This is a genomic window from Bacillus sp. FDAARGOS_235 (genome assembly GCF_002073415.2).
Taxonomy (GTDB): domain Bacteria; phylum Bacillota; class Bacilli; order Bacillales; family Bacillaceae_G; genus Bacillus_A; species Bacillus_A toyonensis.
Window position 1 is genome coordinate 801,771 of sequence record NZ_CP020437.2, and the last position, 24,899, is coordinate 826,669.

A 24,899-nucleotide genomic window follows, 5' to 3' on the forward strand; every position below is an offset into this window, starting at 1 on the left:
TCATTTACATACTATATTTAGCTTTTCCATGCGGTAAAATTGCTTCATATTTGTTTCACAACACACTCTTTTTCTAGTTTTTGGGTAACTAGTTCTTTAGCTTGATGGATATGTGGTTCATTGTACAAAACCAACATTTTTAGTAAGATTTCGTAAGGTATTTTTGCATAAAAAATTTTAAATTCCTTGAGCAAATTGTAGTAATAGATTAGATCAAAAAACGCCATCCTTTCCTATGATTCTATAGAAAGAATAGCGTATTTTTTCATTTTAGGTAGAATTTTATTTTGTTAACTTGATGATACTGTGCTTCTATCCCACCACATCGTCTCTAATTTAAAAACATTTATTCCATTTAATAATTCTTTAATGAAAATAACCTAACTGACATATTCAAACAACTCTATTGACACTTAACACTACACTTCATTAAGGTACATTATTCTAAATTTATTGATGTAGTTGAGATGGACTCACTTTTTGAATTTGAACAAGTATATCAAACGCTTTACCTAATGATATATCAACTGTTTTTGGTATATCAGGCCCTTCGGTAGTTACTCCAGCGAAAATTGGATGTTGTTCGTTCAACCAAGTTTTTGTCACGCCGTTTGCCTTACGTAAATCAATAAAAAATTGATCTTTTTTAACTTGTCCAAAGATGTAGTTATAACTGTTTGGATCATCCGATTTTAATATTCCATATGGGCCAAATTCACCATCGCTATTCTTGACATTGTATTGTCCTTCATAAACTGATGTTCCAATAGATACGTACCGTTTTCCATAATACTCTGCTAAATACTGCCCAGCTACTTTAGGGTATACAAAAGGAAGCATATTTGTTTTCGAAACGTGGCCATTATGCCCCCATACAATAGTTTTTCCTAAATGTTCTTCAGTCCACTTCGCATTTTCATACATTGCGATATCATGTTTCAAATATAAATCAGATGGTTTATCAGGAGGTGACGTTAACATTGTAGTAAACTGTTCAATAATACGAGCATTTTGTTTTATCCATGCGAACTCTTTAGATTTCCCATTTAAATAACTTTTATTTCCCTCTAATAAAGCACTAATTTGTTTAGCATCTGAAATATACTTTTCTTTTTCTTCTTTCGTAAGGCTTTCAAAAGTATTCATATCCTTTGTTACAGGAATAAGACCTTTTATCTTCTCTTCTATCCTCGGCACAAGTTTTGAATTGGTTCTTTTAATATATTCTATTATATTATTATAAACATTCTCGTTTACTGATTGAATGTCCATCCCGATGATACGCACTTTAGATTTATGTTTTGGATTAGCATTATATTGCCGAATCCAATCAAGTAAATCTAACATTTCTTTCGTCTTAAATACAGGTGATAGATGTTGGCTTGGATTTCCCTCACCAGTAAGAACATATCGATCAAGTTCTAAAGCTCTGTCCCACCCCTCTTCTAAAACTAGATTGGTAAAGCCCTTTTCAGATACTAAATAATTCACAATACGGTTTTTCATCGTAAAAATTTCATGAGCCCCATGCGTAGCTTCACCTAAACCTACAATTGAAGCTGAACCTACCATATTCTTAAGTGGTTTTAAATCATTAAAAGGTGAATTTGGATTCGTTGTTCTTAAAGGCTTCGCGTGCATTTCTAACCATTCCGCTATTTGATTTTTATTGTAGGGAGCTGTAACAGAAACTCCTGTTTTCGAGTCTGCATAAGTACTTCCTACAAAATTAGTCAGTATTATAGCAGAAACACCAAATGCAGTAATCATTTTCTTTTTCATAAAACCCTCCTGAAATATTGTCTTAAAGCGATAGCGTTCTTTTATACTTAATTACGAGTATTAAATTTTTTAGAGCAAGTTGTTTTTTGCACCAAAATGATATATTTTAAACTATAAACCTATGACAAAACTTATCCATTTCGCCTTTTTGCCTACTTCCTAAATTCAGCAAGTAAAATACTTTTAAAAGGATCAGGATTACTAAAATTAAAGCTGTTCAAATTGACGGCCAATGTATGTTTGCCTCCAAGTGTTCCACCAACAAAAGTGGAAAACCCTAGAACGCTACCTCTATGTCCCCATACCGAGACACCATTCGGAAGCTTAAATTCAACGATTCCAAGACCATATCCCGTTCCTTCTCTATCTGTAGGAACTGTAGTAAGCATTTCTTTTAGCTGCTGTTCCTTCAGCAATTTACCACTGAGTAAGTATGAGAAGAATTTATTTAAATCGTCAGCAGTAGAAATCATATCCCCATCCGAGCTACCTGGGTTAATATACGTAACGTCTTTTAGCTCACTTGCTCCGTCTAGTTGGATATAGCCACGGGCATGCTTCGTGCCTGGAATTACGCTTGAATTACCAGGTAGAAATGTATTTGACAAATCAAGCGGTTCAATAATCCGATTTTCAATCTCTTCCGCATAGCTGTTGCCAGTTACTTTTTCAATAAGGATCCCCAGTAATACGTATCCTGTGTTTGAATAAGACCAACCCTTTCCTGGGGCAAATTCTGGGGGAAGTGAAATCCCCATCTTTACAAATTCTTCAGCCGTATACGATTTTTTTGTATCCATAATATCGAAGTCTTTTGAATTCATATAGTCAGCAATACCACTTGTATGATTCAATATTTGCCGGATCGTAATCTGGTTACCATCATATCCGTTTCCTTGAATGACACCAGGCAACCATTTTTCAATGGAGTCGTCTAAATTCAAACGATTCTCTCCAGATAATTGAAGTAGAACTGTTGCAATGAACGTTTTCGTCACACTGCCAATACGAAAGCGAAAATCTGCTTTCATTGGTTTCTTGGTTCTCACATCCGCTATCCCAGCGGCATAACTCCAAGTTTTACCACCCTTAGAAATGTTAGCGAGTATTCCCGGGTATCCAAGTTGTAGTGCATCCCGTATTGCGTTCTTAACGGAAGTACGATCGCTTTGAGTACTTGTTTGTAACGAGCTAGATACATTTTGCATGGGTTCTGCTTTTACAATTGAGTTTGATGTTATGTATAACAGGGAACTTCCACCTATTAAAAGTGCTAGACTGGCACATGTAATTTTACTGCGTTTTTTCATAAAGCATTCCCCTCCTCTTATTTAAATTGTATTGATGGTTGATAGGTATCTCATATGCTAATCACACAGCTATCAACCCTCCCAATGATAAAAGTCAATACTGAATTTGCAATCATCTATACACCAATTATTTCCACAAACAACTCTCTGACCTAATAAATGATTAACCCCTCTTCTTCAGTTGTCTGTTCACTTCTATAATTTCTTCTTTTCTTCCATAGAGTTTCATTAATTAATTTTTTTATATAAATATACAGTAACTATTCCCCCTCTCGTTCTTCTCTATATTTTGATCATACACATTGAAAATCTCTTTTTTCTTACTCCTTCCTTACAAATTCCTTACGTTCAAAATCACTTCTATATTTCGGTGGTTTTTATTTTAAGAAAACTTAGTTCTATTAACTTGATCGCAATGGAATAGCACCAAATGCCCATCAACTGAAGAAAAGTAAATGCCTCGAAAATGAAAATACTGCACATTTTGCTTGATGGACATAGGGACCGGCTCCTTAGTATAACCTTTTTACCATATGAATATATATTACGTATTATAATTATAAAACCTAAAAAATTTCTTATTTTTCAGAAAAATAAAACAATAAATTAGGATTTATTGTATAATGTTGTAAAAAGATGTCGGAGGGATTTAATGTTACATACAATAACTCAATTCACAATTAAGCTTTCATCAATTCTTTTATCACTCTTACTATTATTAAATTTACCTTATTTATTTATCACTCAACAAGGATTTACCTTTCAACCAATATATTTTTTTAATCAGATCGTTACTATGTTAAAAGAGGTTTTCTCCCCTGAATCATTAGTGGTTATCGGCTCAGACCCGAAATTTGGTAGTTTCAAAAAAACACCATTATTCCCAACTGTTTTAGAACCTTACCTATATTCATTTACTGTATTATTTTTAGCCTTTTTACTTGCGCTCTTTCTATCTTCTAGCATGGCATTTTTTTATTTTTTAGCAAAAGATTATATAAAAAAATGGATAAACCGAATTGTGTTCATATTAGAAGCTGTCCCTGATATGATGATGATGATTTGTTTGCAAATATTTTTCATATGGGTACTTCAGAAATTCGGGGAATCTCCTGTCACCATTATTTCTTTTAATGAAAATCGAGCTTATTTACTCCCTATTTTATCTTTAGCTGTCTTACCTACATTACAAATGTTTCGGATGATGGTGTTATACATAAAAGAAGAACATGGAAAACATTACGTAGAGGTTGCATATGGAAAAGGCCTTTCATCAAGTTATATACTATGCATTCATTTATTCAAAAATATATCTATCCACTTCTTCCATCATTTAAAAACGATTTTTGTTTTCTTACTGTCTAACTTATTCATTTTAGAATTTGTTTTTAATATGCAAGGTATTATTCAATTTTTATTTAATAAGGCGTTTATTTCACCACCAGCTGCATTTATCATACTTGTTATGATTATTTTACCGTTTTATGCCATTTTTCAAATAATCTCATTCATGATGAATAGATGGCAAAATCAATTGAAAGGAGCAACATTATGAAATCTATTTGGAAATCAAAACGCTTTTTAATCGGCTTTACTTATTTATTCATACTTATTTCAGCTAGTTTTATTTATAGTTGGTTCTTTAAAGATAACATCCCAAAACCTCCTCAGTTACTTTACAATGGCAATAACGAATTACTTGGAAAGGCCCCCTTTCCACCATCGTTAATACCGCCTTTTGGATCTGATCGTTTTGGAGAATCTGTTTTCTTACAAATTGTAGAAGGAGCAAAATTCACTATTTTATTAGCCGTGGCAATTAGCTTCTTTCGAATTTTATGCGGAACATGTATAGGAATCCTCTTAAGTTTATACGCTCCAAAACTCAAGAGATTTTTCCAGGCATGCTCAGAAGTTTTTTATTATATTCCAACTCTATTTATCGCATTCATACTCATCACGCCCGTTAATATTGTAATCACATCAAATGCCGATGGGTTAGATCCAAATATTTCATTTACGTTTTATCAAGTACTCGTACTTATTTTCGTCGCTCTGCCTACACTTTCTTTATATATATCCTCAGAGGTGGATGAATTTATGAAACGAGATTACATCTTAAGTTCACAATTACTGGGTGCTAGCCGTTTTCATATTATCAAAAAACACTTACGAGTCTTATTACTTGACCGCTTATTTGTGTTATTCATGGAACATATCGTCCAAACACTCATACTCGTTATCCATTTAGCGTTGCTTAACATTGTAATTGGCGGGATACAAATGCGTGAACTCTATGACGGAGTGCTCAGACCTGTTTCTATATCTAATGATTGGGCAGGCCTTATTGGATTAAATCGTAATGAAATGAATCTTTCATGGTGGATTATTTTTTATACTCTCGCTTCATTCTTTATTACGATTCTATTTATTAAGCTTATGACAATCGGGATTCAAGATGCACTGAAAGCAAGAGATTCTCAAGTTGTAGCAACTCAAAACGTTCCAGATCATAAAAAGTTTGTTAAAAATAAAGATTCTTTTTCGTTTGCAAATAAAGTGAACTTTTAATCATATCTCCTCAATCAAGTATGAATTGGCATTGATATTAGTAGAATATAAAGAAGATGATCCCTATTGAATACAGGAATCATCTTTTTTATGCCGTCTAACTTTTTTACATGACCTTTGCTAGACTCATGCTTTTTATATTTAAAATGAATTATTTACAATCACAACTATTCTGTTTAAAATCGATTACCATACGCCCTTGAATTTTACCTTGTTCCATTTCTTCGAATACATTTTGTACTTTATCTAGAGAACACGTTTGAACAACCGGTACTACTTTTCCTTCTGCACCGAACATAAATGCCTCTTCGAGATCCTTACGAGTACCTACTAGAGAGCCAACTACTTCAATTCCGTCTAGTACAAGTCGTGGAATGTTTAAATCCATAGTTTCTACTGGTAACCCTACCGCAACTACTTTACCACAGGCACGTACTGCATCAACCGCTGAGTTGAATGCTACTTTAGAAACGGCTGTTACTACAGCAGCATAAGCACCACCAAACTCATCTTGCACAATCTTATCAGCAGGACCTTGAGAAATTGGATTGATAGTCATATCAGCACCAACCTCTTTTGCTAAGGCTAATTTATCATCATTAATATCTACTGCAATTACCTTTGCACCAAATACGTTTTTAGCATATTGGATAGCTAAGTTACCTAATCCACCACAACCATAGATGACGATAGGTTGACCAGGTTTAATATCTGATACTTTAATAGCTTTATATGTAGTTACGCCTGCACATGTAATTGATGATGCTTGAGCAGGATCTAATCCTTCTGGTACTTTCACTGCATAATCAGCTGTAACGATACATTGTTCAGCCATACCACCATCTACTGAATAACCAGCATTTTTAACTTCACGACAGAATGTCTCTCTACCAGTTACGCAATATTCACAACGTCCACAAGATTGGAACATCCATGCAATACTTACACGGTCACCAACTTTAAGTGAAGTTACATCATCAGCAAGTTTAGTAACAATACCTACACCTTCATGACCAAGGATGCGGCCATCCGTGTTACCAAAATCATGATTCGCAACGTGTAAATCAGTGTGGCAAACCCCACAGTACTCTACATCTACTAACGCTTCACCTGAATGTAACGGACGTAATTCTTTTTCGATAACCTCGATGTTCGCTTTGCTGTTTTTATTAACCACTACTGCTTTCATATGTGATCTCCCCTTTAGTGTTTTAGAGTTTTAATGAGTTCATCTCACAACTACTGTCCTCACTATTTTGGCTAATTATTGCGCCAAATTTAAATGTTCAATCATCATTACACGTTCATCATAACATGACATTTCATAAGCAAATTGTGAAATTATGAACAATGTTTGAATTATTGCATAAATCGATTTCTTAACTGAATTAAAGATGAGAGTTTATGAATATAAGTAGGTCGCATTTTTCTACAGGAAAATAAATCAACTACATTTAGAGATTATATAATCAAACGATCCACCAATATAAAAAGCTCTTCATTTGAAGAGCTTTTTTATATTCGCTTCATCGAAATTGTTTCACGTATACTTTGTAAATTTTGTAGTGTTTCCTCTTGTCGTTGCAACGACAATCCTACATACAAAGTATCTAATAAACTTAGCTGCGCTAAGCGTGATGAACTTGCTTCCGTACGAAATTCTGTTTCACGTGTTGAAGTATAAAGTGTTATATCAGCAAGTTGACTTAGTGCTGATTTCTGATAGCTCGTAATTGCAATAATGCAAGCTCCTCTTGCTTTTGCTACTTCTAACGCTTCCAATAATCCTTTATTACTACCAGAATGAGAAATTGCAATGATTACTGCTTCTTTTGTAAGTAAACCAGCACCCATAATTTGAAAATGAGAATCTGTATGAGCAATACAAGAAATACCCGTTCTCATAAATTTATGATATGCATCCATCGCAATAATTCCAGAGCCACCATTTCCGTAAAACTCAATTCGGTTCGCTTCTTGCAAAGCTCGTACAGCTTTCTCAAGTGCGGTGTCATTTAACAAATGTAATGTATCTTGCAGTCCTGTAATATGCGAATGAAAAACTTTTTTAGCAACTGTTACCATACTATCTTCTGCTGATACTTCTTCATGAATATTTTGCATCGGTGTATGTACAATTTCACGAGCTAATGTAATTTTCAAATCTTGAAACCCTTGCAAACCAAGGTGTTTACATAAGCGGAATATCGTAGCTTCGGAACTATTCGTAACTTCTGCTAATTCAGTAATAGATTTATGTACAACATCTTGTGGATGTTTCAAAATATGTTCGGCAATACTTCGCAATTTCGGTGACAAACCGTTTAACGAAGCCTGAATTTTTCCAATCCCACTTCTTGTTCCAGGCATAGCATATCTTCCCCTTCCATTGTAGCTATATTGTACCTAATTATTGAAAGAAGAAAAACCTTTATTCGGTATCATACTATTATTTATTTGTTCCTATAAATGTTACCTTAACATATGACACACTTATAACTAGTTTCCCCCATACTTCACCGCATATAATGCAGCTTGTGTACGATCATCTACTTCCAATTTAGCTAAAACGTTTGAAACGTGCGTTTTCACAGTTTGTTCTGTAATGTGAAGCTCTGCTGCAATTTCCTTGTTGCTTCTTCCTTTCGCAATTTCGCGAAGTACCTCTTGCTCTCTTTTCGTTAACATTGAAAAAGGATTTTCTATTTCCTTCTTTACTGCGGAACGCCCCATTAATGCAGGTGTTACTTTCGGGTGAAAATTCGCATTTCCTTGATGTACTGCAATAATAGAAGCGACAAGTTGCTCAGGTTGTACTTCTTTTAATTGATAACCATCTGCTCCAGCTTCAAGTGCTGGTATAACATAATCTTGCTCTGAAAAACTACTTAATATAAGTACCTTTATCGTCTCATCGTATTGCTTTAGACGTTTTGTTGCCTCAATTCCATCCATTTTCGGCATCGATACATCCATTAGCACGACATCCGGTTTTTCTTTTTGCACGAAATGTAATGCCTCTTCGCCATTTTCCGCTTCCCCAATAATTTCAAATTCTTCTCTCGTTTTCAAAAAGAATACAAGTCCTCTTCGAACGATATGATGATCCTCAACTAGTAGCAGTTTAATCTTCAACCTTATTCTCCCCTTCAAATCGGCAATTGAATTTCTATTTTTGTACCCTTTTTTAGCTCTGTTGTAATTTGAAACGATCCCTTCATCAACTGAATACGTTCCTTCATACTTTTCAGACCAAGTGCTGATCCCCTTACTTGTTCTTGTATAAATCCTATTCCATTGTCTTCTATGTAAAAATGTAACTGGTTATTTTCTATTTTTAAAAGAACATGTACCTTTTCACACGAAGCATGCTTTTTACAATTATGTAGCGCCTCTTGGCTAATACGCCATAAAACTTCTTCTATTTCATCCCCAATTGAAACCATCCCATCAATTCGAACTTCCACTTGAACTCCTAATAACTTCCCGTAATTTTGAATTGCTTCTGCTAATCCTTTCTCTAATCCTTCAGGTCTTAATTGCCAAATTAATAGCGTCATCTCTTGTAATGCTTCTTGTGATAATTCTCCAATATAACTTAACATCTCTTGCAGACCTCTATCTTGCGTCATATTCAGAGTCCCTTTCGCTGTTAGCATAATAGAAAATAACAATTGTTTTACTGAATCATGTAAATCACGTGCAAGTTGATTTCTTTCCGCTACCACTACATATTTACGTTCTTTCTCCACTAATTGAATACGTTGTATTGTCGTTCCAATTTGAAATGCAATCGCTTCTAATAACGCTAACTCTTCCTCAGAAAAATGAGTCTTATGAGGTGCAGCCACATTTAATAGACCAAATTTCTCTGATCCGGACCTAAGCGGAATTGTCGCATGATGTGTAACATCTTCTGTTTCACCCCAATTACATTCAATCGCATCTTCTATTCGCTTACATTCAATAATATTTGTCGCTTTTTCTAATCTGCCATTCACAAAACGCTCTACACACCAACAGTCTCCTTCACACATCGGCTTCTTCTCTTGCCACGTAAGAGCTGGTGGTAAGTTTTCGTCTACAAGCATACGGTGCTTTCCACTTTCATCAATAAAAAATATCCACCCTGTTTGTAAATTCATAACTTGTAACAATGTATGTAAAACTTTTTCTAACATGTCCTGTAAATTCGTTGCTTCATTTAGCAATTCCGCAATTTCTTTTAATGCTTCTAAACGATGTATCTCTTTTTCTTCAAAGTTCATTCTCATCACCAACTATCATTATAACATTAAGAAATTTCTAAATTCTACAAATAAAAAGAGCTGAATTCCTTCAGCTCTTTTTATTTATCAATCATTTTTTTATTTTCCCTTTAAATTTTGACCGCGTAATTCTTAAACTGAACAACGCCAAGTAATGAAGTTACTTTTAAACCCTCTAAGACTCATCTACATCTATAAATCAGAATTCTAAATGTAAAGCTTTATTTAATTGTCTGACAAAAATTGTTCTCCACGGATATGCTGCAAACTTTCAGTAGTAACGAACATATTCGCTGCTGGCATTTGCACTTGATGTTTATGGAACATAGCCATTAATGCAAACCTTACTTGTCTAGAAGTTTCAAAATAATCTTCTGGTTTAATTAAACCTGTAATACAAAATTCATATCCAACATATTTAAGGTTAGGATTTAAGTCTGTAACACCAACATATTTAAATGGTTCAACAGCCTCATCCTCTACTCTATACAAACTTTGTTCCAAATTTTCATTGCATATCACACATACGTCTTCTAGCAATTCCTTAACTCTTGTAGGGTCTTCCTGATAACTTACCGTGATGCGTTCAATTACTCGCATCCACCCTTTATTAAAATTTTGTATCGTTCTAATCTCTCCATGTGGTATGGTAAGTAGTTTTCCTGACCATTCACGTATTTGCATAAAACGAATACTAATTTCCTCAATAGTTCCTGAATTTGTTCCATTAAAAGTAACAAAATCGCCAACGCGAAACTCTTTGTCCGCTAATCTCGCAAAGCCTAATATGACATCTTTTAGCATCTGTTGCGCAGCAAAACCAATGACAACTCCCGCTATCCCTGCACCTGCAATGATACTTTTTATATCTACAAACTGACTAATTAAATAAATGATTAGACTGATGATAATGATATATCTAAAAATAGATCGAATGACACTTTGAATCGTCTGCTCTACCTCTTCATCAAAAAAGCTGGACTTTCTAAAAAACCAATCAATAATGCGATTAATAACAAACGAAATAATGATAAGAACTAAAGCAAATAGTAAAAACCTTAATAGTAAAAACTCCCTTACATAATTAAAAAACTCCTCCGTATACGCTAATATACTCATCTATCCACTTCCTTATTTTTTAAATTTTCATGTAGAGCTAATCTATAATAATTCCTTATTAATTATCTCAAAATTTTCTTTCGTAACTTTTCCTCTGACCTTTCATTTTACTTTCTTAACTATGTATTTGTATCCCTAGTACATCTTTAACAATATAACCCTTTCATTAATCTTTCAACTTCTGATGCCCTTTTCTATTTACTATAAATATACCCTTTTTAATAATCTAAAGGGAGATTACAATAGAAATTTTTATAAACAACTTTGTAATACTTACCTCATTTAAAGGAATACATTCACATAACACCGAATCATTCATTTGATACTTTTTTCACGGAGGTTACAATTAATGGGGTATATCGAAGAACTAAGAGAAATTGTTGGATCAAGACCACTCAATTTAGCAGGAGTTGCTGTAGCTGTTTTAAATGACCAAGGACAAATATTACTACAACAAAGACGAAATGGCATGTGGGGTGTTCCTGGAGGTTTTGTGGAACTTGGTGAATCCACAGAAGAAGCCGGAAGACGAGAAGTACTTGAAGAAACAGGTATTGAAATTGGTATACTTCAGTTAGTAAGTGTATTTTCAGGTAAAGAGTGTTTTGTGAAATTAGCGAACGGAGATGAATTTTATCCTATAACAATCGCTTACCTTTGCAAAGACATTAAAGGTGGCTTGCTAAAAGCTGACGGAGTTGAATCATTACATGTACAATTTTTTGATTTAAATGGGCTACCAGAAAACATTAGCCCTTTCATAAAAAAACTAATTGAGCAAAATGTCGTCTCAATTTAAACGTAAAAAGAGGCCTTTTCAAAGGCCTCTTTTTCACTTCACTTCTGCATGTAAACAAGATTTAAAATGTCCAAGTGCATATTCATGTCCTTGCGCATTAAAAGATGCAACTGCCTTTTCATATACAACAATTTTAAATCCTTTATTATAAGCATCTACTGCTGTATGAAGAACACAAATATCAGTGCACACCCCTACAAGATGAACTTCTTCTATTCCTCGTTCTCTCAACTTCATCTCTAGATCTGTTCCAGCAAATGCACTGTATCGCGTTTTATCCATATAATATACATTCGCATCATTTTTATATTTTTCGTATACATCTTGTAATTCACCGAATAAGTCTCTTCCATTTGTACCTGCTATATTATGAGGAGGGAACAACTTTACTTCTGGATGATATTCATCATTTTCTTCATGTTTGTCGATTGCAAACACTACATAATCTCCATTTTCAATATATTGCTTCGTTATATGTACAAGTTCCTTCTCAATTTCTTGACCTGGTTTTCCGCAAGTTAAAGCACCTTTTTCAGCTACAAAATCATATGTATAATCGATATTAATAAGAGCTCGTTTCATAACTACTATCTCTCCTTCTCCTGTTTCACAATAAACAATAGAAAATTTGTTATTACGACATCGTATGTACTATTCGACATTTCAAATGAAATACCTACATTTTTCTTGCAAAACTTAACTTAATCTAAGTTTATCATAAAACAGATATACTATGACAAAACATACTGTTCCTATTAGCATGTCATGGATTTGATAATTGAGCGTAACTTCAACCACCTCGTGTAAAGTAAACCAGATTATCGAAATCATCATACTAAGCAAGATGATACGAACAAATCACTGCACACCTTCAACCTCTTTCTCTTTCTTAGTAGTAAAGAGTAATTTCTTACTATTCATACGTACTAGAAAGTGAAACAAATTATTCTCAACAACCCATTTATATCCAAATTAAAAAGTACACTACTACTTTAAGTAATGTACTTTTTATCCATAATTAAGATGCTGGCTTCGTTTCAAACGTCGCTTGATTAAAGCTAATGACTTTTCCTTTTGGGTCATTATTTTCAAACTGAGCTGCAGTAATCGTATGACTACCTGTCTCAAGTGTCTTTTCTTTTAATTGTACTGTTGTCTGTGTTGTACTAGTTACTTGATGTTTATCAGCAAATATTTGATCTACAAATACGAATGTTTCTTTATCGTTTTGAAAATTAGAAAGTTCTAATTCAACTTGCTGAATTAAAGTATCTTTTTTGATAAATACAGTCGGTGTATTGCCGTTTTCAGAAGTACCATCTGGTGTAATGACTTTTACTATCCCTTCTCCAATTGGTACTGCCCCTTCAGGAAATACAACCACACTCTCCTCACTCGCATTTACAACTTGTTCTTCCTGATTTGACTGTGCATCCTCTTTTTCCTTTGGAGCACCACAGCCTACTAATAACAATACAGACAATCCAGCGATTATGAATTTCTTCAAAATTCATCCCCCCTGTAATTTCATTATAATTTATTATACAAAAATAACTTTGTAATTTTAAAACTATTTTTAACACTTTCATGAACAAATACTAGTAGCTTGCTCACGATTACTGTACCATACTTTCCTTAATAGAACATTAATTTTTTTAATGAAATAAATAGTAATTTTATCTTATTTATCATTTTAGCCCAACAAATTAATAACATACCTATCCAAAATAAAAAGACATTGTTATTTCAATGTCTTTTCTATATGGTGATTAAAAAATAAACGTTGTAATCTCATCTACTTCTTTTCTTGGAAGTTTTTTCGGTTTATCTTTCGGATAACCGAGTGAAATAACCATATTTATTTGTTTTTCGGTCTCAATTTGAAAATATTGTCTTAGTTCTTTTTGAGCTAACAATACAGGCCCTGTCATTGGACACGTACCAAGACCCTTCGCATGTGCAGCCAGCATTAAGTTTTGTGCCGCTAAACAGCTACTCTTAATTCCTTCCTCTTCCCACACTGCATCCGGAACGAAGGCAATTGGATCAAATATCTTTTCACGAAACTTTGATTCATAAGATGTTGCCAAACATACGATTAATACTGGTGCCTCAGAGAAAGCTGTTGCATATGGCCCGAAAGAACGTGTAAGTAATTTCCCTGCTTTCTCTTCTCCATTTTCTGCTGCTTTTGCCGCAAGTTTATGTAATGCATCCCAAGTCATTTGTTCAATTTCTTTAATTTTCTCTCGATTCATAATGACTAAGAACTCCCACGTTTGCGAGTTCGTATCACTCGGTGCATAACGAGCGCAATCAATAATTTCTTTTATATCACTAGTAGATACTTCTTGTTCTGTAAACTTTCTAACACTTCTTCTTCCGTGGATTACCTCTTTAAAAGCTTCATAATTCATACATTAAATCCCCTTTTACAGCGTTTTCAAAACCTGTCCTATGTTTGAATTATATCATGAAAAAAAGCTGGGGGAATACCAGCTTTTTTTCTTCATTATTAATTTGTCACTTTAAACAAACTAATACTTTCTTCATATGCAGATTGTAGTTTTTTCGTAATTGGTCCTCTTTCGCCGCTAGCAAACTGTTCATCGCCAATTTGAACAACCGGGAATATTTCGAGTGGTGTCGCTGTAAAAAAGCACTCATCCGCCTCATATACCTCTTGTAATGAAAATTCTCGTTCTTCTACTTCGATATGTAACTCTTTCGCTAATGTTATAACATAATGGCGAGTAATACCATGCAAAATAAAGTGATCAGCTGGATGTGTAATCAGTTTATCATTTTTTACTATGAAAAAATTAGAATGACATCCCTCTGTTACAACTCCATCTCGCACTAAAATCGCTTCTTGATATCCTTGTTCATTTATTTTATTTTTAATCATGATATTAGGAAGTAGATTTAATGATTTTATATGACAAAATTTCCATCTTATATCCTCCTCTACCGTTACTTTTATACCGACTTCCATCGTAGCGACTGGTCTTGGGAACGAAACAATATTTGCAAAATACGTTGGTTGAAGGTCTTTTTCATATACATGGTTTCTTGCTTGAGCACCTCTTGATATTTGTAAATATACATTACCATCTTCTTGAAATTGATTTTTTTCAATCATTTGATGTAGCTCTTCTACTAACTCTTTCTTTGTAAATGGTGCAATGAGTTTAATTTCTTCCATTGATTTAAAAAAACGCTCCAAATGTAAATCTAATAAATGTGGCTTCCCATCGTATAGTCTGAATACCTCATATATACCATCACCAAATTGGAAACCTCGCTCTTCTAATGCAACCATCGGCTGTTCTTCCTTCGTATTTACAATTCTCCCATTAAACAAAATCCAATCTTTATGAGTAGCTTTCATTCCTTCCCACTCCTTTATTACGTGATTGATTTTATTGTACAACTTAAAACGACTGAAAAAAAGGAATTTTCTGTATTTATATAAATAAAAAATGCATCACCTATTTAAAGTGATGCACTCAGCCATTCATTTATCCCGCTATTGACGAGCAGTAAAACTCTCACCTCAAGGTTAGGTGGGAGATAACGGCCCGTAATCGCCTGATTGGTTCAACTTTATTTCAGAAAATATTTTTCAATATCATCTAGCATTAGGTTTGCTGCTTTAATACCGCCTGCTGTATTCCAAATTACTTCATCTACTTGGAATACTTTATTATTTTTAGAGGCTTGTAGCTGCTTAAAGAGTGGGTCTTCTGTCCATTCTTTTGCTAACGTGTTTCCTTCATTCTTCTTATCGCCATCTTTATCAGATGTGAAATAGAATAAGTAGTCCCCGTCCATATTTGGAATTTGTTCTTTTGTAATTCCTTTTATCGCAAATTCATCTTTATCTTGTAATGGTGGTCGTTTAAATCCAATATCGTTTAAAACAACACCTGAGAATGAGTTCTTTTGATATATACGAACATCACCTGGAACGAAGCGAATAATAGAAACTTTAGAGCTTAATTTATCTCCTAGCTTCTCTTTCATTCCTTCAATACGCTTTTTATAATCTTCAATTGCCTTTTGACCTTCTTTTTCTTTATTTACAGCCTTTGTATAGAGCGTAAAGTTTTCCTTCCAATCTCCACGCAATGTTTCAGCGTATACAGTTGGCGCGATTTCTTTCAATTGTTCATATATTTTTTCATGACGCATTTTATTCCCGATAATTAAATCCGGCTTAAGCTTCATTACTGCCTCTAAATTAATATCACGCTCAGTTCCTACAACTTTCGTATCTTTTAACTCTTTCGCTAAATGAGGGTACCATTCATCACCCGCACGCGGTTTCGTAGTTCCAACTGGCGTTACTCCCACAGCTAGAAGAGCCTCTGCACCTTCATTTGTTAAAACAACAACTTTTTTAGGTGTACCATTTACTGTTGTTTCCCCCATTGCATGCTTTACAGTATAAGAATCTTTCGCTTTAGCTGATGGATCATTTTCTTTTTTTTCTTCTTTACTACACCCTGCGATTATAACCATAAGTATCATAATGCAGAACATAAACATTTTTTTAGTATGTAACATATGTCCTCCCTAGATGAAATCGATTATCATTAACAACTAAAGGTTAATGTATATTACATACATTGTCAATGTATATCAGAGAACTTTTTTAATATATACTATTTAGATTCTATCCGTTATTCAAATGTTTCTTTTTGAAACTATCTGTATAAGTATGTAAATAATGGCCGTTCTTAAAATGCGTATCTATGTTATATATAGATACGCATTCATATTACATTATAAATTTATTTCCTAATATTGATTATATTTAATATATGATGGATCATTATACACCCACTGATTTCCACCAAGGTTCAACCAACTGTTTTGATTAATAAATACTAAATAAGATTCTGGTTTATTTAATTTACGAATTACTGAAGAAGATGTTGATGGACCACTTCTTAAATTCACATTCGTTCCTTGTATATATGCGACACCGATTGCGCTACCATCACTATTGCTCGTCTTTACAAAATTAATGTAAGACGGGTCATAATACACCCACTGTCCGTTACCTAAGTCTAACCATCCGTTACTTTCTTGATATACGACATACGATTCTGGAGAGTTTAATTGGCGAATTACTGAAGATGATGTTGATGGGCCACTTCTTAAATTTACATTTTTCCCAAGTATATAAGCAATTCCCTTCGTTTGTGGTGTTGGCTGAGGGTTTGGAGGTTGTGGATTTGGAGGATTTGGATTCGGAGCTACTCCAAAAATAGCTGCTATTCCGTTTACATATGCTTGACATAGATCTTCAATAAATTGTGGGTTTTTCAATAAATTTGCATCAAACGTTGTATCAATAAAAGCAGTCTCAGTTAAAATTGCATCCATTGCAGTCTCTCTTAGTACTGCATAATTTGCTTTTTTTGCCCCTCGGTCACGAAGGCCGTATTTTGTTAATACAGGATTGACTGCTGCATGAATTTTTTGTTGCTTTGCATATGCGGAGCTACTGTTAGATAACCCATTATAAATATAACTTTCAAATCCAGTTCCACCGCCACTATTTATATGAAATGAGATAAAGTAATCTGCTCCAAAAGAATTAGCGATATTAGCACGTTCTGATAAAGAGATAAATACATCACTATCACGTGTCATTTTAATAGTAATTGGGTAGTTTGCAGATAGAATGTCTCGCACACGTCTCGCTATTTGAAGTGTTAAGTTTTTTTCTACTAAACCATTACCAACAGCACCAGAATCATATCCACCGTGACCTGCGTCTATTACAAGTTTCATATCACTGTCTCGTTCCTTTCTTTCGTGTAATAGGTTTACATTGCTACTCGTCCTATTTTATGTAAAATGTACAAGTTCCGTTACAATTACAAATAAAAAACCACCTTATGTAAGGCGGTTTCTATCATCTTGCTTTAACCAATTTAAAATAAATATATACGATTGATAGTGAATATAACGTATGCAAAATAAAATAAATAAAAGACCCATTCCAACACCGCTGTATAACAAACCGAACTTTAAAAAAATGTTCAAAAGTGGCGGGAAATTAGTAATATTTTGTACTGTAACAAGCATGCAAAACAAAATAAAAAACACAGGTACATATTGTAATTCGTACGGCTTTCTTTTCTTACTAGCTCTTTTCCGAATGAACTTATGGCTTAGTTCTGCCAAAATAAAACATCCTCCAATTAATACAAGACCAGAAGTCATTATCATGTATCCACCTGCCTTATATTTATTTTAGCACATTACTAATCATCGTTATATTTTCTTCACGTATGTTCCATCTTCTTCATTAAAGCCAAAGCTCTCTATGAAAGTTTTTGCTTGTTCTGTTAATTCCTTTTGTAACACTTTTATCTCTTTCACACCTCTTTGTTTCATCATCTCTTCAAATGTAAAATACGTATTTGTTCCATATCCGTAACTTTGATAATCAAAATGAATTATTAATTGAGATAAAACTACACTCTCTTCTTGAACACTGTAATCTATTACACCAATATATGTATCATCAACTTTTACGCAATACTGCACCTGTTTCTCACTTACATTATGCGAGCGGAACATTTCTTTAACAACGCTTTCATTTTCTACTGTTACTTTTTCAAACGCAATCATATGTTGTCCATCCTTTTACTATTATTGTATCAATAATACGTTCTATTTATGAAAAAAAACCTTAAGACCATATGCGGTCTTAAGGTTTTTCTTATTAAACTAAGCTATACGCACGTTTTGTTTCTTCGTGGAACTTATTCGTATCGTATTTATGCTCAACATAAATTTGGTGCCAAACCATAAACGCAAGTACAGTCCAAATTTTACGGCTATAATCGCCTTTATCTGCACAATGTGCTTCCAGTAAGTTTAATACATACTGTTTGTCGATTAAATGATCTGTTTTACTTTCGTTTATAATATTTATAGCCCAGTCATGCATTTCATCTTTTAACCAGTGACGAATTGGTACCGGGAATCCAAGTTTTTTACGATCTAACACGTGATCTGGAACGATTCCGCGTACTGCTTCACGTAAAATAGCTTTCGTAGTTCCGTTAGCAATCTTTAATTCAGTTGGAATTTTAGATGCAACATCGAATACTTCTTTATCTAAGAACGGTACACGAAGTTCTAATGAGTTTGCCATTGTCATTTTATCAGCTTTTAATAAAATGTCACCACGTAACCACGTGAACATGTCAATGTACTGCATTTTACTTACATCATCATAATCTTTAATCTCGTTATACAATGGTTTCGTGATATCCATATAGTTAACACTTTCATTGTAGAACTTCATTAATTCCGCTTTCTCTTCTTCACGGAAGATTTTCGCGTTTCCATAGTAGCGCTCCTCAATTGGCGTACATCCACGCTCTAGGAAGCTCTTTCCTTTAAATCCTTCTTTAAGAGCACCGCTTAATGCTTTTAGAACGCTCTTACCTGGGCTAGGAATGTACGAGAACATTTTTAGTGAGTTTGGCTCACGGTAAATGTTATAACCACCAAATAGCTCGTCTGCGCCTTCCCCTGAAAGAACAACTGTTACATGTTTACGTGCTTCTTTTGCAACGAAGTACAATGGTACAGCTGCTGGATCTGCTAAAGGATCATCCATATGCCAAATAATTTTTGGGAACTCATCCATAAATTCTTTCGCTGAAATAAATACGTTATGGTTTTTAACGCCTAATTTCTCAGCAGTTTCTTTCGCAACATCAACTTCACTGAAACCACGTTGTTCAAAACCAACAGAGAACGTTAAAAGGTTCGGATTCATTTCTCTTGCGATAGAAGCGATAATAGATGAATCGATACCACCAGATAAGAATGAACCTACTGGTACATCACTTCGCATATGTACTTTTACTGAATCGTATAATACATCACGAATTGCTTGGATATGCTCTTCTTTCGTTGCGCTTGAAGCATTGAAATAAGGCTTCCAGTAGCGATGGATTTCCATCTCTTTACCGATTTCCTTTACGAAATAATGACCAGGCTCAATTTTATTAACATCAATTGTTAATGTTTCTGGTTCTGGACCATATTGGTACGTAAAGTAATGTTGTAGTGACGTTGGGTTTACCCCTTTGTCTTCCATTACATGCATAATACTTTTCTTCTCAGATGCGAAGAATGTAGTATCACCTTGTTGCGCGATATATAATGGTTTAATACCAAAGTGGTCACGTGCACCGAAAAGTTTCTTTTCTTCACGATCCCAAATCATAAATGCAAACATACCACGAAGATAGTCTACACATTTTTCTTTCATATGTGCATACAATGCAATGATAACTTCTGTATCAGATTGCGTTGCGAAAGTCGCACCTTTTTCAAGTAACATTTCGCGTAATTCTACATAATTGTAAATTTCACCATTAAAAATAATTACATATCGATCATTTTCATAAGTTAGCGGCTGATGTCCTGCCTCTAAGTCAATGATACTTAAACGGCGGAAGCCAAATTGTACATGTTCATCACGAAAATATCCTTCGTCATCTGGACCGCGGTGGAAAATCATCGTGTTCATATTTTCAAATTGATGTTTTTCTGTTTCTGAAAACTCTCTAGGGTTTTCACATAAACATCCTACAAAACCACACATACTTCTTACCCTCTTTCGGTTTTCATTTTGTTTCTATACTACTATATCAACCCTATTTATACTAGCATAATCAACTCAATATGGCGACCAAAAACTATAAAAAAATCACTCCATTTCACATTTTTAACATTTTTTTATGAAAACATGAAAATTAGGCAATCACCTTTCTCCGCTTTTGTCATATGATATTGCAAATTGATTTCTAGGAGGGAATACCATGAGTGAAGAAAAAAAAGATTCTTCTCGTCCACCGGTTCGCAATTATTTAAAGCAAATTGATGATTTTTTTGAGCAAACACCTCTTCGCAATGTAATCGCTGATTTGAATCATTTTTTCCAAAAAGGAAATCGTTTATTAACATTCCCTGTAGATTTATATGAAGTTGATGAAGAACTCGTTGTTACCGCTGAACTACCGGGTATACAAAAAGAGCAAATTCAAATTGAAATACAAACCGAATACTTAAAAGTCTCTGTAAAAGAAGAAATACTTGAAGAGGCAGAAGAACAAACATCTCATAACTATTATCGCCGAGAACGGTCTATTTCAGAAGCCGCAAGAATGATTAAATTGCCTTATTCCATTAATAAAAAAGCAGCGAAAGCTTCCTATCAAAATGGTGTGTTAGAAATTCGTGCACCGAAACTTCCACAACAGCATGACATTTTATCTATAGACTAATGTAAAAAAATAAGGGTGCTACGCACCCTTATTTTTAATCCACTAATCGCTTCATATCACGTATTATATCTTCGTACGGTGTATTACTAATACCGCTATACTTTTTCATTACTTTTCCATTTTGATCAATTAAATAAAATGATGTACCATGTATTACTTGACCGTTCTCTGGCTTATCTACAAGTGATTGGAAATTATCTTTTGAAAACTTTGTAATATCTTCTAACGAATAACCCGTCAATAAATTCCAATTACTAGTATCTTCTGTAAACTTTTGAATGAAAGCTTTCAGATTTTCTGGTTTATCAAGATCTGGATCTACACTAAACGAGACAAACTGAACGTCTAACTTCTCTTCCTTTGCCATCTTCTGTAATTTTGCCATATTAGCAGTCATTGGCGGACAAACTGTTTGACAGTTTGTGAACATAAAATCTGCAACCCATACTTTCCCTTTTAAATCTTTTGTACCAAATTGTTTTCCATCTTGATTTGTGAATTGGAAAGTTTCTAAATCCCAATTTAATGGTTTACGAAGCTTTGAGCCTGATCCACTACATCCAGCGAGTACAAATAGACAAAATACAACCATAAGACCAATTAGTTTTTGATAACGCTTCATTTATAAACCTCTTTTCTCTATCCTAAATTTAAATAGGTTATGCTCATCATAACAAAAGTTAACACTACGAGAAAATTGTTTACTGCATTTGTTCACGAAATCGTACGAATTTACGTATGATACTTCTTAATTTCAAGCGAATTACTAGACAAAATATGTTTTTTCACTATTATTTCTCTAAATCGTATTCGCAAAACAAAGCTCAATGTTAAAATTGTAAATACCTCTCCCTATTTTTTAACAATTAATTAAACATTAATCCATGTTATACACTGTATTCCTTAACAACATTTCGGTACAATACAACTACAACGATTTTAAATGAGGTGATGTTCATGGCGAAGCGCTATGAAAATATGGATAATGTCAGTACAAAAAAATCAATTCGTTCTTTTTTAAGATGGCGTAAAGAACGAAAGCTGAACAAAAAAGACTTTTCTTTTTTAGTAGAACAATCACCTGTTAAACAAAATGCATTTTTGCAAAGCAATGTTGAAAAAACGACAGTCACATGGGTGGGCCATTCTACTTTTCTTATCCAAACGAATGGACTTAATATATTAACAGATCCAGTATGGGCAAATAAATTAAAGTTAGTTCCGAGGCTTACTGAACCAGGTCTTACTATACAAGAACTACCTAAAATTGATATAGTCCTTATTTCACACGGTCATTATGATCATTTAGATTTTTCAACTCTTCGTCAGTTAAATGATGATGTTCTATATCTTGTACCTATCGGATTAAAAAAATTATTTACTCGTAAGAAATTTACGCATGTAGAAGAATATAAATGGTGGGAAAGTACGACGATTAATGAAGTTTCTTTTCACTTCGTACCTGCTCAGCACTGGACGAGAAGATCCTTATTTGACATGAATACATCTCACTGGGGTGGATGGATTATTGATAATGAAACGACTTTGGAAACCATTTATTTTTGTGGCGACAGCGGCTATTTCCAGGGTTTCAAAGAGATTGGAAAGCGCTTTTTAATTGATATTGCTCTTATGCCAATTGGCGCTTATGAACCAGAATGGTTTATGAAAGTATCTCATGTTTCCCCTGAAGAAGCAGTGCAAGCTTATTTAGATTTAAACGCGACACATTTTATTCCAATGCATTACGGAGCTTTTGCACTTGCTGATGAAACACCTCGCGAGGCAATAACAAAACTTCGAAGTAATTGGAATTTACGTATGTTACCGTGGGAACAACTGCATGTACTCTTTTTAGGCCAAACTTTTACTTATAATAGCGACACAAATAAAAAACAAGTACAAGAAAAAATCGAAACTTTACAAGTGTAATGTAACTACTTATTTTCTATATCCATCATATAATATAGAAAATCATAAAGGGTGTTTTCTATGAATGAATATTTACAGACTCGCTACATCATTAGCGGGAGCGCCTGTATAGCCCTTCTCATTTCTTACTTTCTATTCACATAGAGTGAAACTTTAATCAGTGGGGGTCGTTCATCATCCCCACTGATTATTAGCCTTCACCAATCGGGCATTTACGGACCGTTGATCTCACACCTAACTTCTTTGCTTTCGCTGAATTTTGAGGTGAGGGTCTTACTGTCCGTTAATGCGGGATAAAAAAGCTACTTGAAATATATTTTCAAGTAGCTTTTTTATTACTCTGCTAAATACATAAATCCAATTGCACCCGGACCTGTATGAGTACTAATAATAGGCGTTGTATAGAAAATTTCTGATTGAGTAAATCCACTCACTTTTTCCACAGCTGCTTTCATACTTTCAGCTAAAGGAATTGCTTTTGCATGCGGAATCGCAACAGCTTTTACAACTTTTCCTGCTGTATCTTGCTCAAATAACTTAGCTAACGTTTTTACAATTTGGCCTTGACTGCGCACTTTCGTTACAGGGTTATAAACACCGTCTTCAAGGCTAGCAATTGGCTTTATATTAAGTAGCGAACCGATAAACGCTTTTCCTTTACCGATACGTCCACCCTTCACTAAGTTTTCTAATGTATCTACCACTACATATAAACGAGTATTCTTTCTCACTTCATCTACACGTTTTAAAATTTCTTCTAGTGAGCGTCCTTCATTTGCCATTTTTGCAGATTCTATTACTTGATATGCTAAAGCATGTGTAATAAATTGTGAATCAACAACTGTTACTTTTGTATCAGTCATCGATGCAGCACTATTTGCAGTCGCAACAGTACCACTCATTCCACTTGTCATATGGATAGAAAGTACTTCACTTCCATCTTCACCTAGCTTGTCATACATTTCTACAAATGTACCCATAGCTGGTTGTGATGTTTTTGGTAGTTCCTCTGATTTAATCATTTCTTCAATAAACTCATCAGGTTGTAAATCAACGCGATCTAAATATGTTTGTCCATTTACAGAGATTGATAATGGTAGAACATGAATGTCATACTTCTCGATTACATCTTGTGATAAATCTGCCGTTGAATCTGTTACAATTTTAATTTTTTGCATACTATCCTTCTTCCCTTTCCAATACGCTCTCCTTGTTATTATACTAGCATTCCTAATGCTTTCAACAATTTCGAACGAAATTTCATCAAATTAATTATATTTTTATACCTAAAATAAAAAGACAGAGTATTCCTGACTCTGTCCTGCTCTAATTTATGCGTTTTTTTCAAGGGTATTTGTTTTATATACATTTAAATAATCATTCCACTTCAAACATTTTTGTAAATATTCACGGAAAGAATACGAAAATCTTGGGTGCTTTTGTTTTTGAATTTTTGCAATAAATAATTGAAGACGAGACTGAATTAGAAACGATAATGGATGCTGCGCCTGTAGGACAGGGATTTCGAATATTTTAATACAATCCCCTGTTGAATGAGTGAAATAAAAACTTTTCGTAATCACAATATCAATCCTCTTTTTCATTGGATTTTGAACTTCCTCTACTTTACGCTGTAACACGTTGTTTAAAGTGGAGACTCCTTTGAATACAAAAGTATCCTTAGATGATCCCTTTAGTCCTTATGGTTAGTAGATTTATTCTCTATTCATCTCCACCTAATCCATCCCCCGTCCTAATTATCACGTGAGACGGGAATCTCGTTATCCGT

24 protein-coding genes and 1 pseudogene are annotated in these 24,899 nt (G+C 34.0%); 5 read left to right on the plus strand and 20 right to left on the minus strand.

Translation table 11 applies throughout. The annotated features are described in order from the left end of the window. Positions 1–450 precede the first annotated feature (450 nt). Positions 451–1,782, minus strand: coding sequence for an erythromycin esterase family protein (locus A6J74_RS05705; protein WP_000728394.1), 1,332 nt, complete (start codon positions 1,780–1,782; stop codon positions 451–453). A gap of 152 nt (positions 1,783–1,934) precedes the next feature. Continuing rightward, positions 1,935–3,092 carry a serine hydrolase domain-containing protein gene (locus tag A6J74_RS05710; RefSeq protein WP_000747388.1) on the minus strand — a complete coding sequence of 386 codons (1,158 nt, stop codon included), beginning with the start codon at positions 3,090–3,092 and terminating at the stop codon, positions 1,935–1,937. A gap of 652 nt (positions 3,093–3,744) precedes the next feature. Between A6J74_RS05710 and A6J74_RS05715 the strand changes: the two genes are divergently transcribed. Continuing rightward, complete coding sequence (locus A6J74_RS05715; RefSeq protein ID WP_000903311.1) at positions 3,745–4,647, plus strand: ABC transporter permease subunit; 903 nt, start codon at positions 3,745–3,747, stop codon at positions 4,645–4,647. Continuing rightward, the gene (locus A6J74_RS05720) at positions 4,644–5,663 is read left to right on the plus strand and encodes an ABC transporter permease (protein ID WP_000836580.1); all 1,020 of its coding nucleotides are present in this window, start codon (positions 4,644–4,646) and stop codon (positions 5,661–5,663) included. The genes A6J74_RS05715 and A6J74_RS05720 overlap by 4 nt, the downstream gene beginning before the upstream one ends. A gap of 151 nt (positions 5,664–5,814) precedes the next feature. On the opposite strand, the gene adhP is transcribed toward A6J74_RS05720, so the two are convergent. The 5 genes from adhP to A6J74_RS05745 all read right to left on the minus strand — a co-directional run bounded on the left by adhP (position 5,815) and on the right by A6J74_RS05745 (position 11,050). Beyond that, complete coding sequence (gene adhP / locus A6J74_RS05725) at positions 5,815–6,852, minus strand: alcohol dehydrogenase AdhP (protein ID WP_000649126.1); 1,038 nt, start codon at positions 6,850–6,852, stop codon at positions 5,815–5,817. Between the two features lie 326 nt (positions 6,853–7,178). Continuing rightward, the gene (locus tag A6J74_RS05730) at positions 7,179–8,033 is read right to left on the minus strand and encodes a MurR/RpiR family transcriptional regulator (protein WP_001119636.1); all 855 of its coding nucleotides are present in this window, start codon (positions 8,031–8,033) and stop codon (positions 7,179–7,181) included. Between the two features lie 129 nt (positions 8,034–8,162). Then, entirely contained in the window at positions 8,163–8,798 is a 636-nt protein-coding gene (gene casR / locus A6J74_RS05735; RefSeq protein WP_000694625.1) for a two-component system response regulator CasR, read from the minus strand. A 14-nt stretch (positions 8,799–8,812) separates the two neighbouring features. After that, entirely contained in the window at positions 8,813–9,931 is a 1,119-nt protein-coding gene (gene casK / locus A6J74_RS05740; protein ID WP_080609411.1) for a two-component system sensor histidine kinase CasK, read from the minus strand. A 225-nt stretch (positions 9,932–10,156) separates the two neighbouring features. Beyond that, positions 10,157–11,050 carry a mechanosensitive ion channel family protein gene (locus A6J74_RS05745; protein ID WP_000025244.1) on the minus strand — a complete coding sequence of 298 codons (894 nt, stop codon included), beginning with the start codon at positions 11,048–11,050 and terminating at the stop codon, positions 10,157–10,159. A gap of 349 nt (positions 11,051–11,399) precedes the next feature. On the opposite strand from A6J74_RS05745, the gene A6J74_RS05750 reads away from it, so the two are divergent. Then, positions 11,400–11,849 carry an NUDIX hydrolase gene (locus A6J74_RS05750; RefSeq protein WP_000540498.1) on the plus strand — a complete coding sequence of 150 codons (450 nt, stop codon included), beginning with the start codon at positions 11,400–11,402 and terminating at the stop codon, positions 11,847–11,849. Positions 11,850–11,882: 33 nt separating this feature from the next. On the opposite strand, the gene A6J74_RS05755 is transcribed toward A6J74_RS05750, so the two are convergent. From A6J74_RS05755 to asnB, 10 genes and pseudogenes are all read right to left on the minus strand, one after another. After that, positions 11,883–12,431, minus strand: coding sequence for a cysteine hydrolase family protein (locus tag A6J74_RS05755; protein ID WP_000816780.1), 549 nt, complete (start codon positions 12,429–12,431; stop codon positions 11,883–11,885). Between the two features lie 114 nt (positions 12,432–12,545). Beyond that, a pseudogene (locus A6J74_RS30630) lies at positions 12,546–12,791 on the minus strand (hypothetical protein). A 76-nt stretch (positions 12,792–12,867) separates the two neighbouring features. Further along, positions 12,868–13,356 carry a putative periplasmic lipoprotein gene (locus A6J74_RS05765; RefSeq protein ID WP_000713451.1) on the minus strand — a complete coding sequence of 163 codons (489 nt, stop codon included), beginning with the start codon at positions 13,354–13,356 and terminating at the stop codon, positions 12,868–12,870. A 262-nt stretch (positions 13,357–13,618) separates the two neighbouring features. Then, positions 13,619–14,266, minus strand: a complete 648-nt coding sequence (locus tag A6J74_RS05770) for a nitroreductase family protein (RefSeq protein WP_001105132.1) — start codon at positions 14,264–14,266, stop codon at positions 13,619–13,621. Positions 14,267–14,364: 98 nt separating this feature from the next. After that, a complete protein-coding gene (gene dat / locus A6J74_RS05775) occupies positions 14,365–15,240 on the minus strand; it encodes a D-amino-acid transaminase (RefSeq protein ID WP_000648378.1) in 876 nt (291 codons plus the stop codon). Positions 15,241–15,455: 215 nt separating this feature from the next. Beyond that, positions 15,456–16,418, minus strand: coding sequence for an ABC transporter substrate-binding protein (locus A6J74_RS05780; protein WP_000903334.1), 963 nt, complete (start codon positions 16,416–16,418; stop codon positions 15,456–15,458). Between the two features lie 234 nt (positions 16,419–16,652). Further along, positions 16,653–17,654 carry an N-acetylmuramoyl-L-alanine amidase gene (locus A6J74_RS05785; protein ID WP_000779881.1) on the minus strand — a complete coding sequence of 334 codons (1,002 nt, stop codon included), beginning with the start codon at positions 17,652–17,654 and terminating at the stop codon, positions 16,653–16,655. 105 nt (positions 17,655–17,759) lie between these two features. Next, on the minus strand, positions 17,760–18,089 hold the full coding sequence (locus tag A6J74_RS05790) for a hypothetical protein (RefSeq protein ID WP_000200454.1): 330 nt from the start codon (positions 18,087–18,089) through the stop codon (positions 17,760–17,762). Positions 18,090–18,140: 51 nt separating this feature from the next. Then, complete coding sequence (locus A6J74_RS05795) at positions 18,141–18,500, minus strand: GNAT family N-acetyltransferase (RefSeq protein ID WP_000559960.1); 360 nt, start codon at positions 18,498–18,500, stop codon at positions 18,141–18,143. Between the two features lie 94 nt (positions 18,501–18,594). Continuing rightward, complete coding sequence (asnB, locus tag A6J74_RS05800; RefSeq protein ID WP_080609413.1) at positions 18,595–20,496, minus strand: asparagine synthase (glutamine-hydrolyzing); 1,902 nt, start codon at positions 20,494–20,496, stop codon at positions 18,595–18,597. A 217-nt stretch (positions 20,497–20,713) separates the two neighbouring features. Between asnB and A6J74_RS05805 the strand changes: the two genes are divergently transcribed. Next, complete coding sequence (locus A6J74_RS05805) at positions 20,714–21,178, plus strand: Hsp20/alpha crystallin family protein (protein ID WP_001288081.1); 465 nt, start codon at positions 20,714–20,716, stop codon at positions 21,176–21,178. Positions 21,179–21,212: 34 nt separating this feature from the next. Here the strand turns inward: A6J74_RS05805 and A6J74_RS05810 are convergent, their stop codons facing one another. Beyond that, positions 21,213–21,800, minus strand: coding sequence for an SCO family protein (locus A6J74_RS05810; protein ID WP_000833349.1), 588 nt, complete (start codon positions 21,798–21,800; stop codon positions 21,213–21,215). Between the two features lie 335 nt (positions 21,801–22,135). Here A6J74_RS05810 and A6J74_RS05815 point away from each other — a divergent pair, with 335 nt between their 5' ends. Next, on the plus strand, positions 22,136–23,110 hold the full coding sequence (locus A6J74_RS05815) for an MBL fold metallo-hydrolase (RefSeq protein WP_001129623.1): 975 nt from the start codon (positions 22,136–22,138) through the stop codon (positions 23,108–23,110). Positions 23,111–23,445: 335 nt separating this feature from the next. Here A6J74_RS05815 and A6J74_RS05820 read toward each other — a convergent pair whose 3' ends face one another. Continuing rightward, positions 23,446–24,288: a DegV family protein gene (locus A6J74_RS05820; protein ID WP_001169476.1), complete on the minus strand. Its 843-nt coding sequence runs from the start codon at positions 24,286–24,288 to the stop codon at positions 23,446–23,448. 153 nt (positions 24,289–24,441) lie between these two features. Beyond that, the gene (locus A6J74_RS05825; RefSeq protein ID WP_000629011.1) at positions 24,442–24,693 is read right to left on the minus strand and encodes a DUF2535 family protein; all 252 of its coding nucleotides are present in this window, start codon (positions 24,691–24,693) and stop codon (positions 24,442–24,444) included. Positions 24,694–24,899: the final 206 nt, after the last annotated feature.

Coding starts and splice junctions, on each gene's coding strand:
- A6J74_RS05705 (WP_000728394.1), bottom strand. CDS start 1,782: ATGAAAAAGAAAATGATTACTGCATTTGGTGTTTCTGCTATAATACTG.
- A6J74_RS05710 (WP_000747388.1), bottom strand. CDS start 3,092: ATGAAAAAACGCAGTAAAATTACATGTGCCAGTCTAGCACTTTTAATA.
- A6J74_RS05715 (WP_000903311.1), top strand. CDS start 3,745: ATGTTACATACAATAACTCAATTCACAATTAAGCTTTCATCAATTCTT.
- A6J74_RS05720 (WP_000836580.1), top strand. CDS start 4,644: ATGAAATCTATTTGGAAATCAAAACGCTTTTTAATCGGCTTTACTTAT.
- adhP (WP_000649126.1), bottom strand. CDS start 6,852: ATGAAAGCAGTAGTGGTTAATAAAAACAGCAAAGCGAACATCGAGGTT.
- A6J74_RS05730 (WP_001119636.1), bottom strand. CDS start 8,033: ATGCCTGGAACAAGAAGTGGGATTGGAAAAATTCAGGCTTCGTTAAAC.
- casK (WP_080609411.1), bottom strand. CDS start 9,931: ATGAACTTTGAAGAAAAAGAGATACATCGTTTAGAAGCATTAAAAGAA.
- A6J74_RS05745 (WP_000025244.1), bottom strand. CDS start 11,050: ATGAGTATATTAGCGTATACGGAGGAGTTTTTTAATTATGTAAGGGAG.
- A6J74_RS05750 (WP_000540498.1), top strand. CDS start 11,400: ATGGGGTATATCGAAGAACTAAGAGAAATTGTTGGATCAAGACCACTC.
- A6J74_RS05755 (WP_000816780.1), bottom strand. CDS start 12,431: ATGAAACGAGCTCTTATTAATATCGATTATACATATGATTTTGTAGCT.
- A6J74_RS05770 (WP_001105132.1), bottom strand. CDS start 14,266: ATGAATTATGAAGCTTTTAAAGAGGTAATCCACGGAAGAAGAAGTGTT.
- dat (WP_000648378.1), bottom strand. CDS start 15,240: ATGAAAGCTACTCATAAAGATTGGATTTTGTTTAATGGGAGAATTGTA.
- A6J74_RS05780 (WP_000903334.1), bottom strand. CDS start 16,418: ATGTTACATACTAAAAAAATGTTTATGTTCTGCATTATGATACTTATG.
- A6J74_RS05785 (WP_000779881.1), bottom strand. CDS start 17,654: ATGAAACTTGTAATAGACGCAGGTCACGGTGGATATGATTCTGGTGCT.
- A6J74_RS05790 (WP_000200454.1), bottom strand. CDS start 18,089: ATGACTTCTGGTCTTGTATTAATTGGAGGATGTTTTATTTTGGCAGAA.
- A6J74_RS05795 (WP_000559960.1), bottom strand. CDS start 18,500: ATGATTGCGTTTGAAAAAGTAACAGTAGAAAATGAAAGCGTTGTTAAA.
- asnB (WP_080609413.1), bottom strand. CDS start 20,496: ATGTGTGGTTTTGTAGGATGTTTATGTGAAAACCCTAGAGAGTTTTCA.
- A6J74_RS05805 (WP_001288081.1), top strand. CDS start 20,714: ATGAGTGAAGAAAAAAAAGATTCTTCTCGTCCACCGGTTCGCAATTAT.
- A6J74_RS05810 (WP_000833349.1), bottom strand. CDS start 21,800: ATGAAGCGTTATCAAAAACTAATTGGTCTTATGGTTGTATTTTGTCTA.
- A6J74_RS05815 (WP_001129623.1), top strand. CDS start 22,136: ATGGCGAAGCGCTATGAAAATATGGATAATGTCAGTACAAAAAAATCA.
- A6J74_RS05820 (WP_001169476.1), bottom strand. CDS start 24,288: ATGCAAAAAATTAAAATTGTAACAGATTCAACGGCAGATTTATCACAA.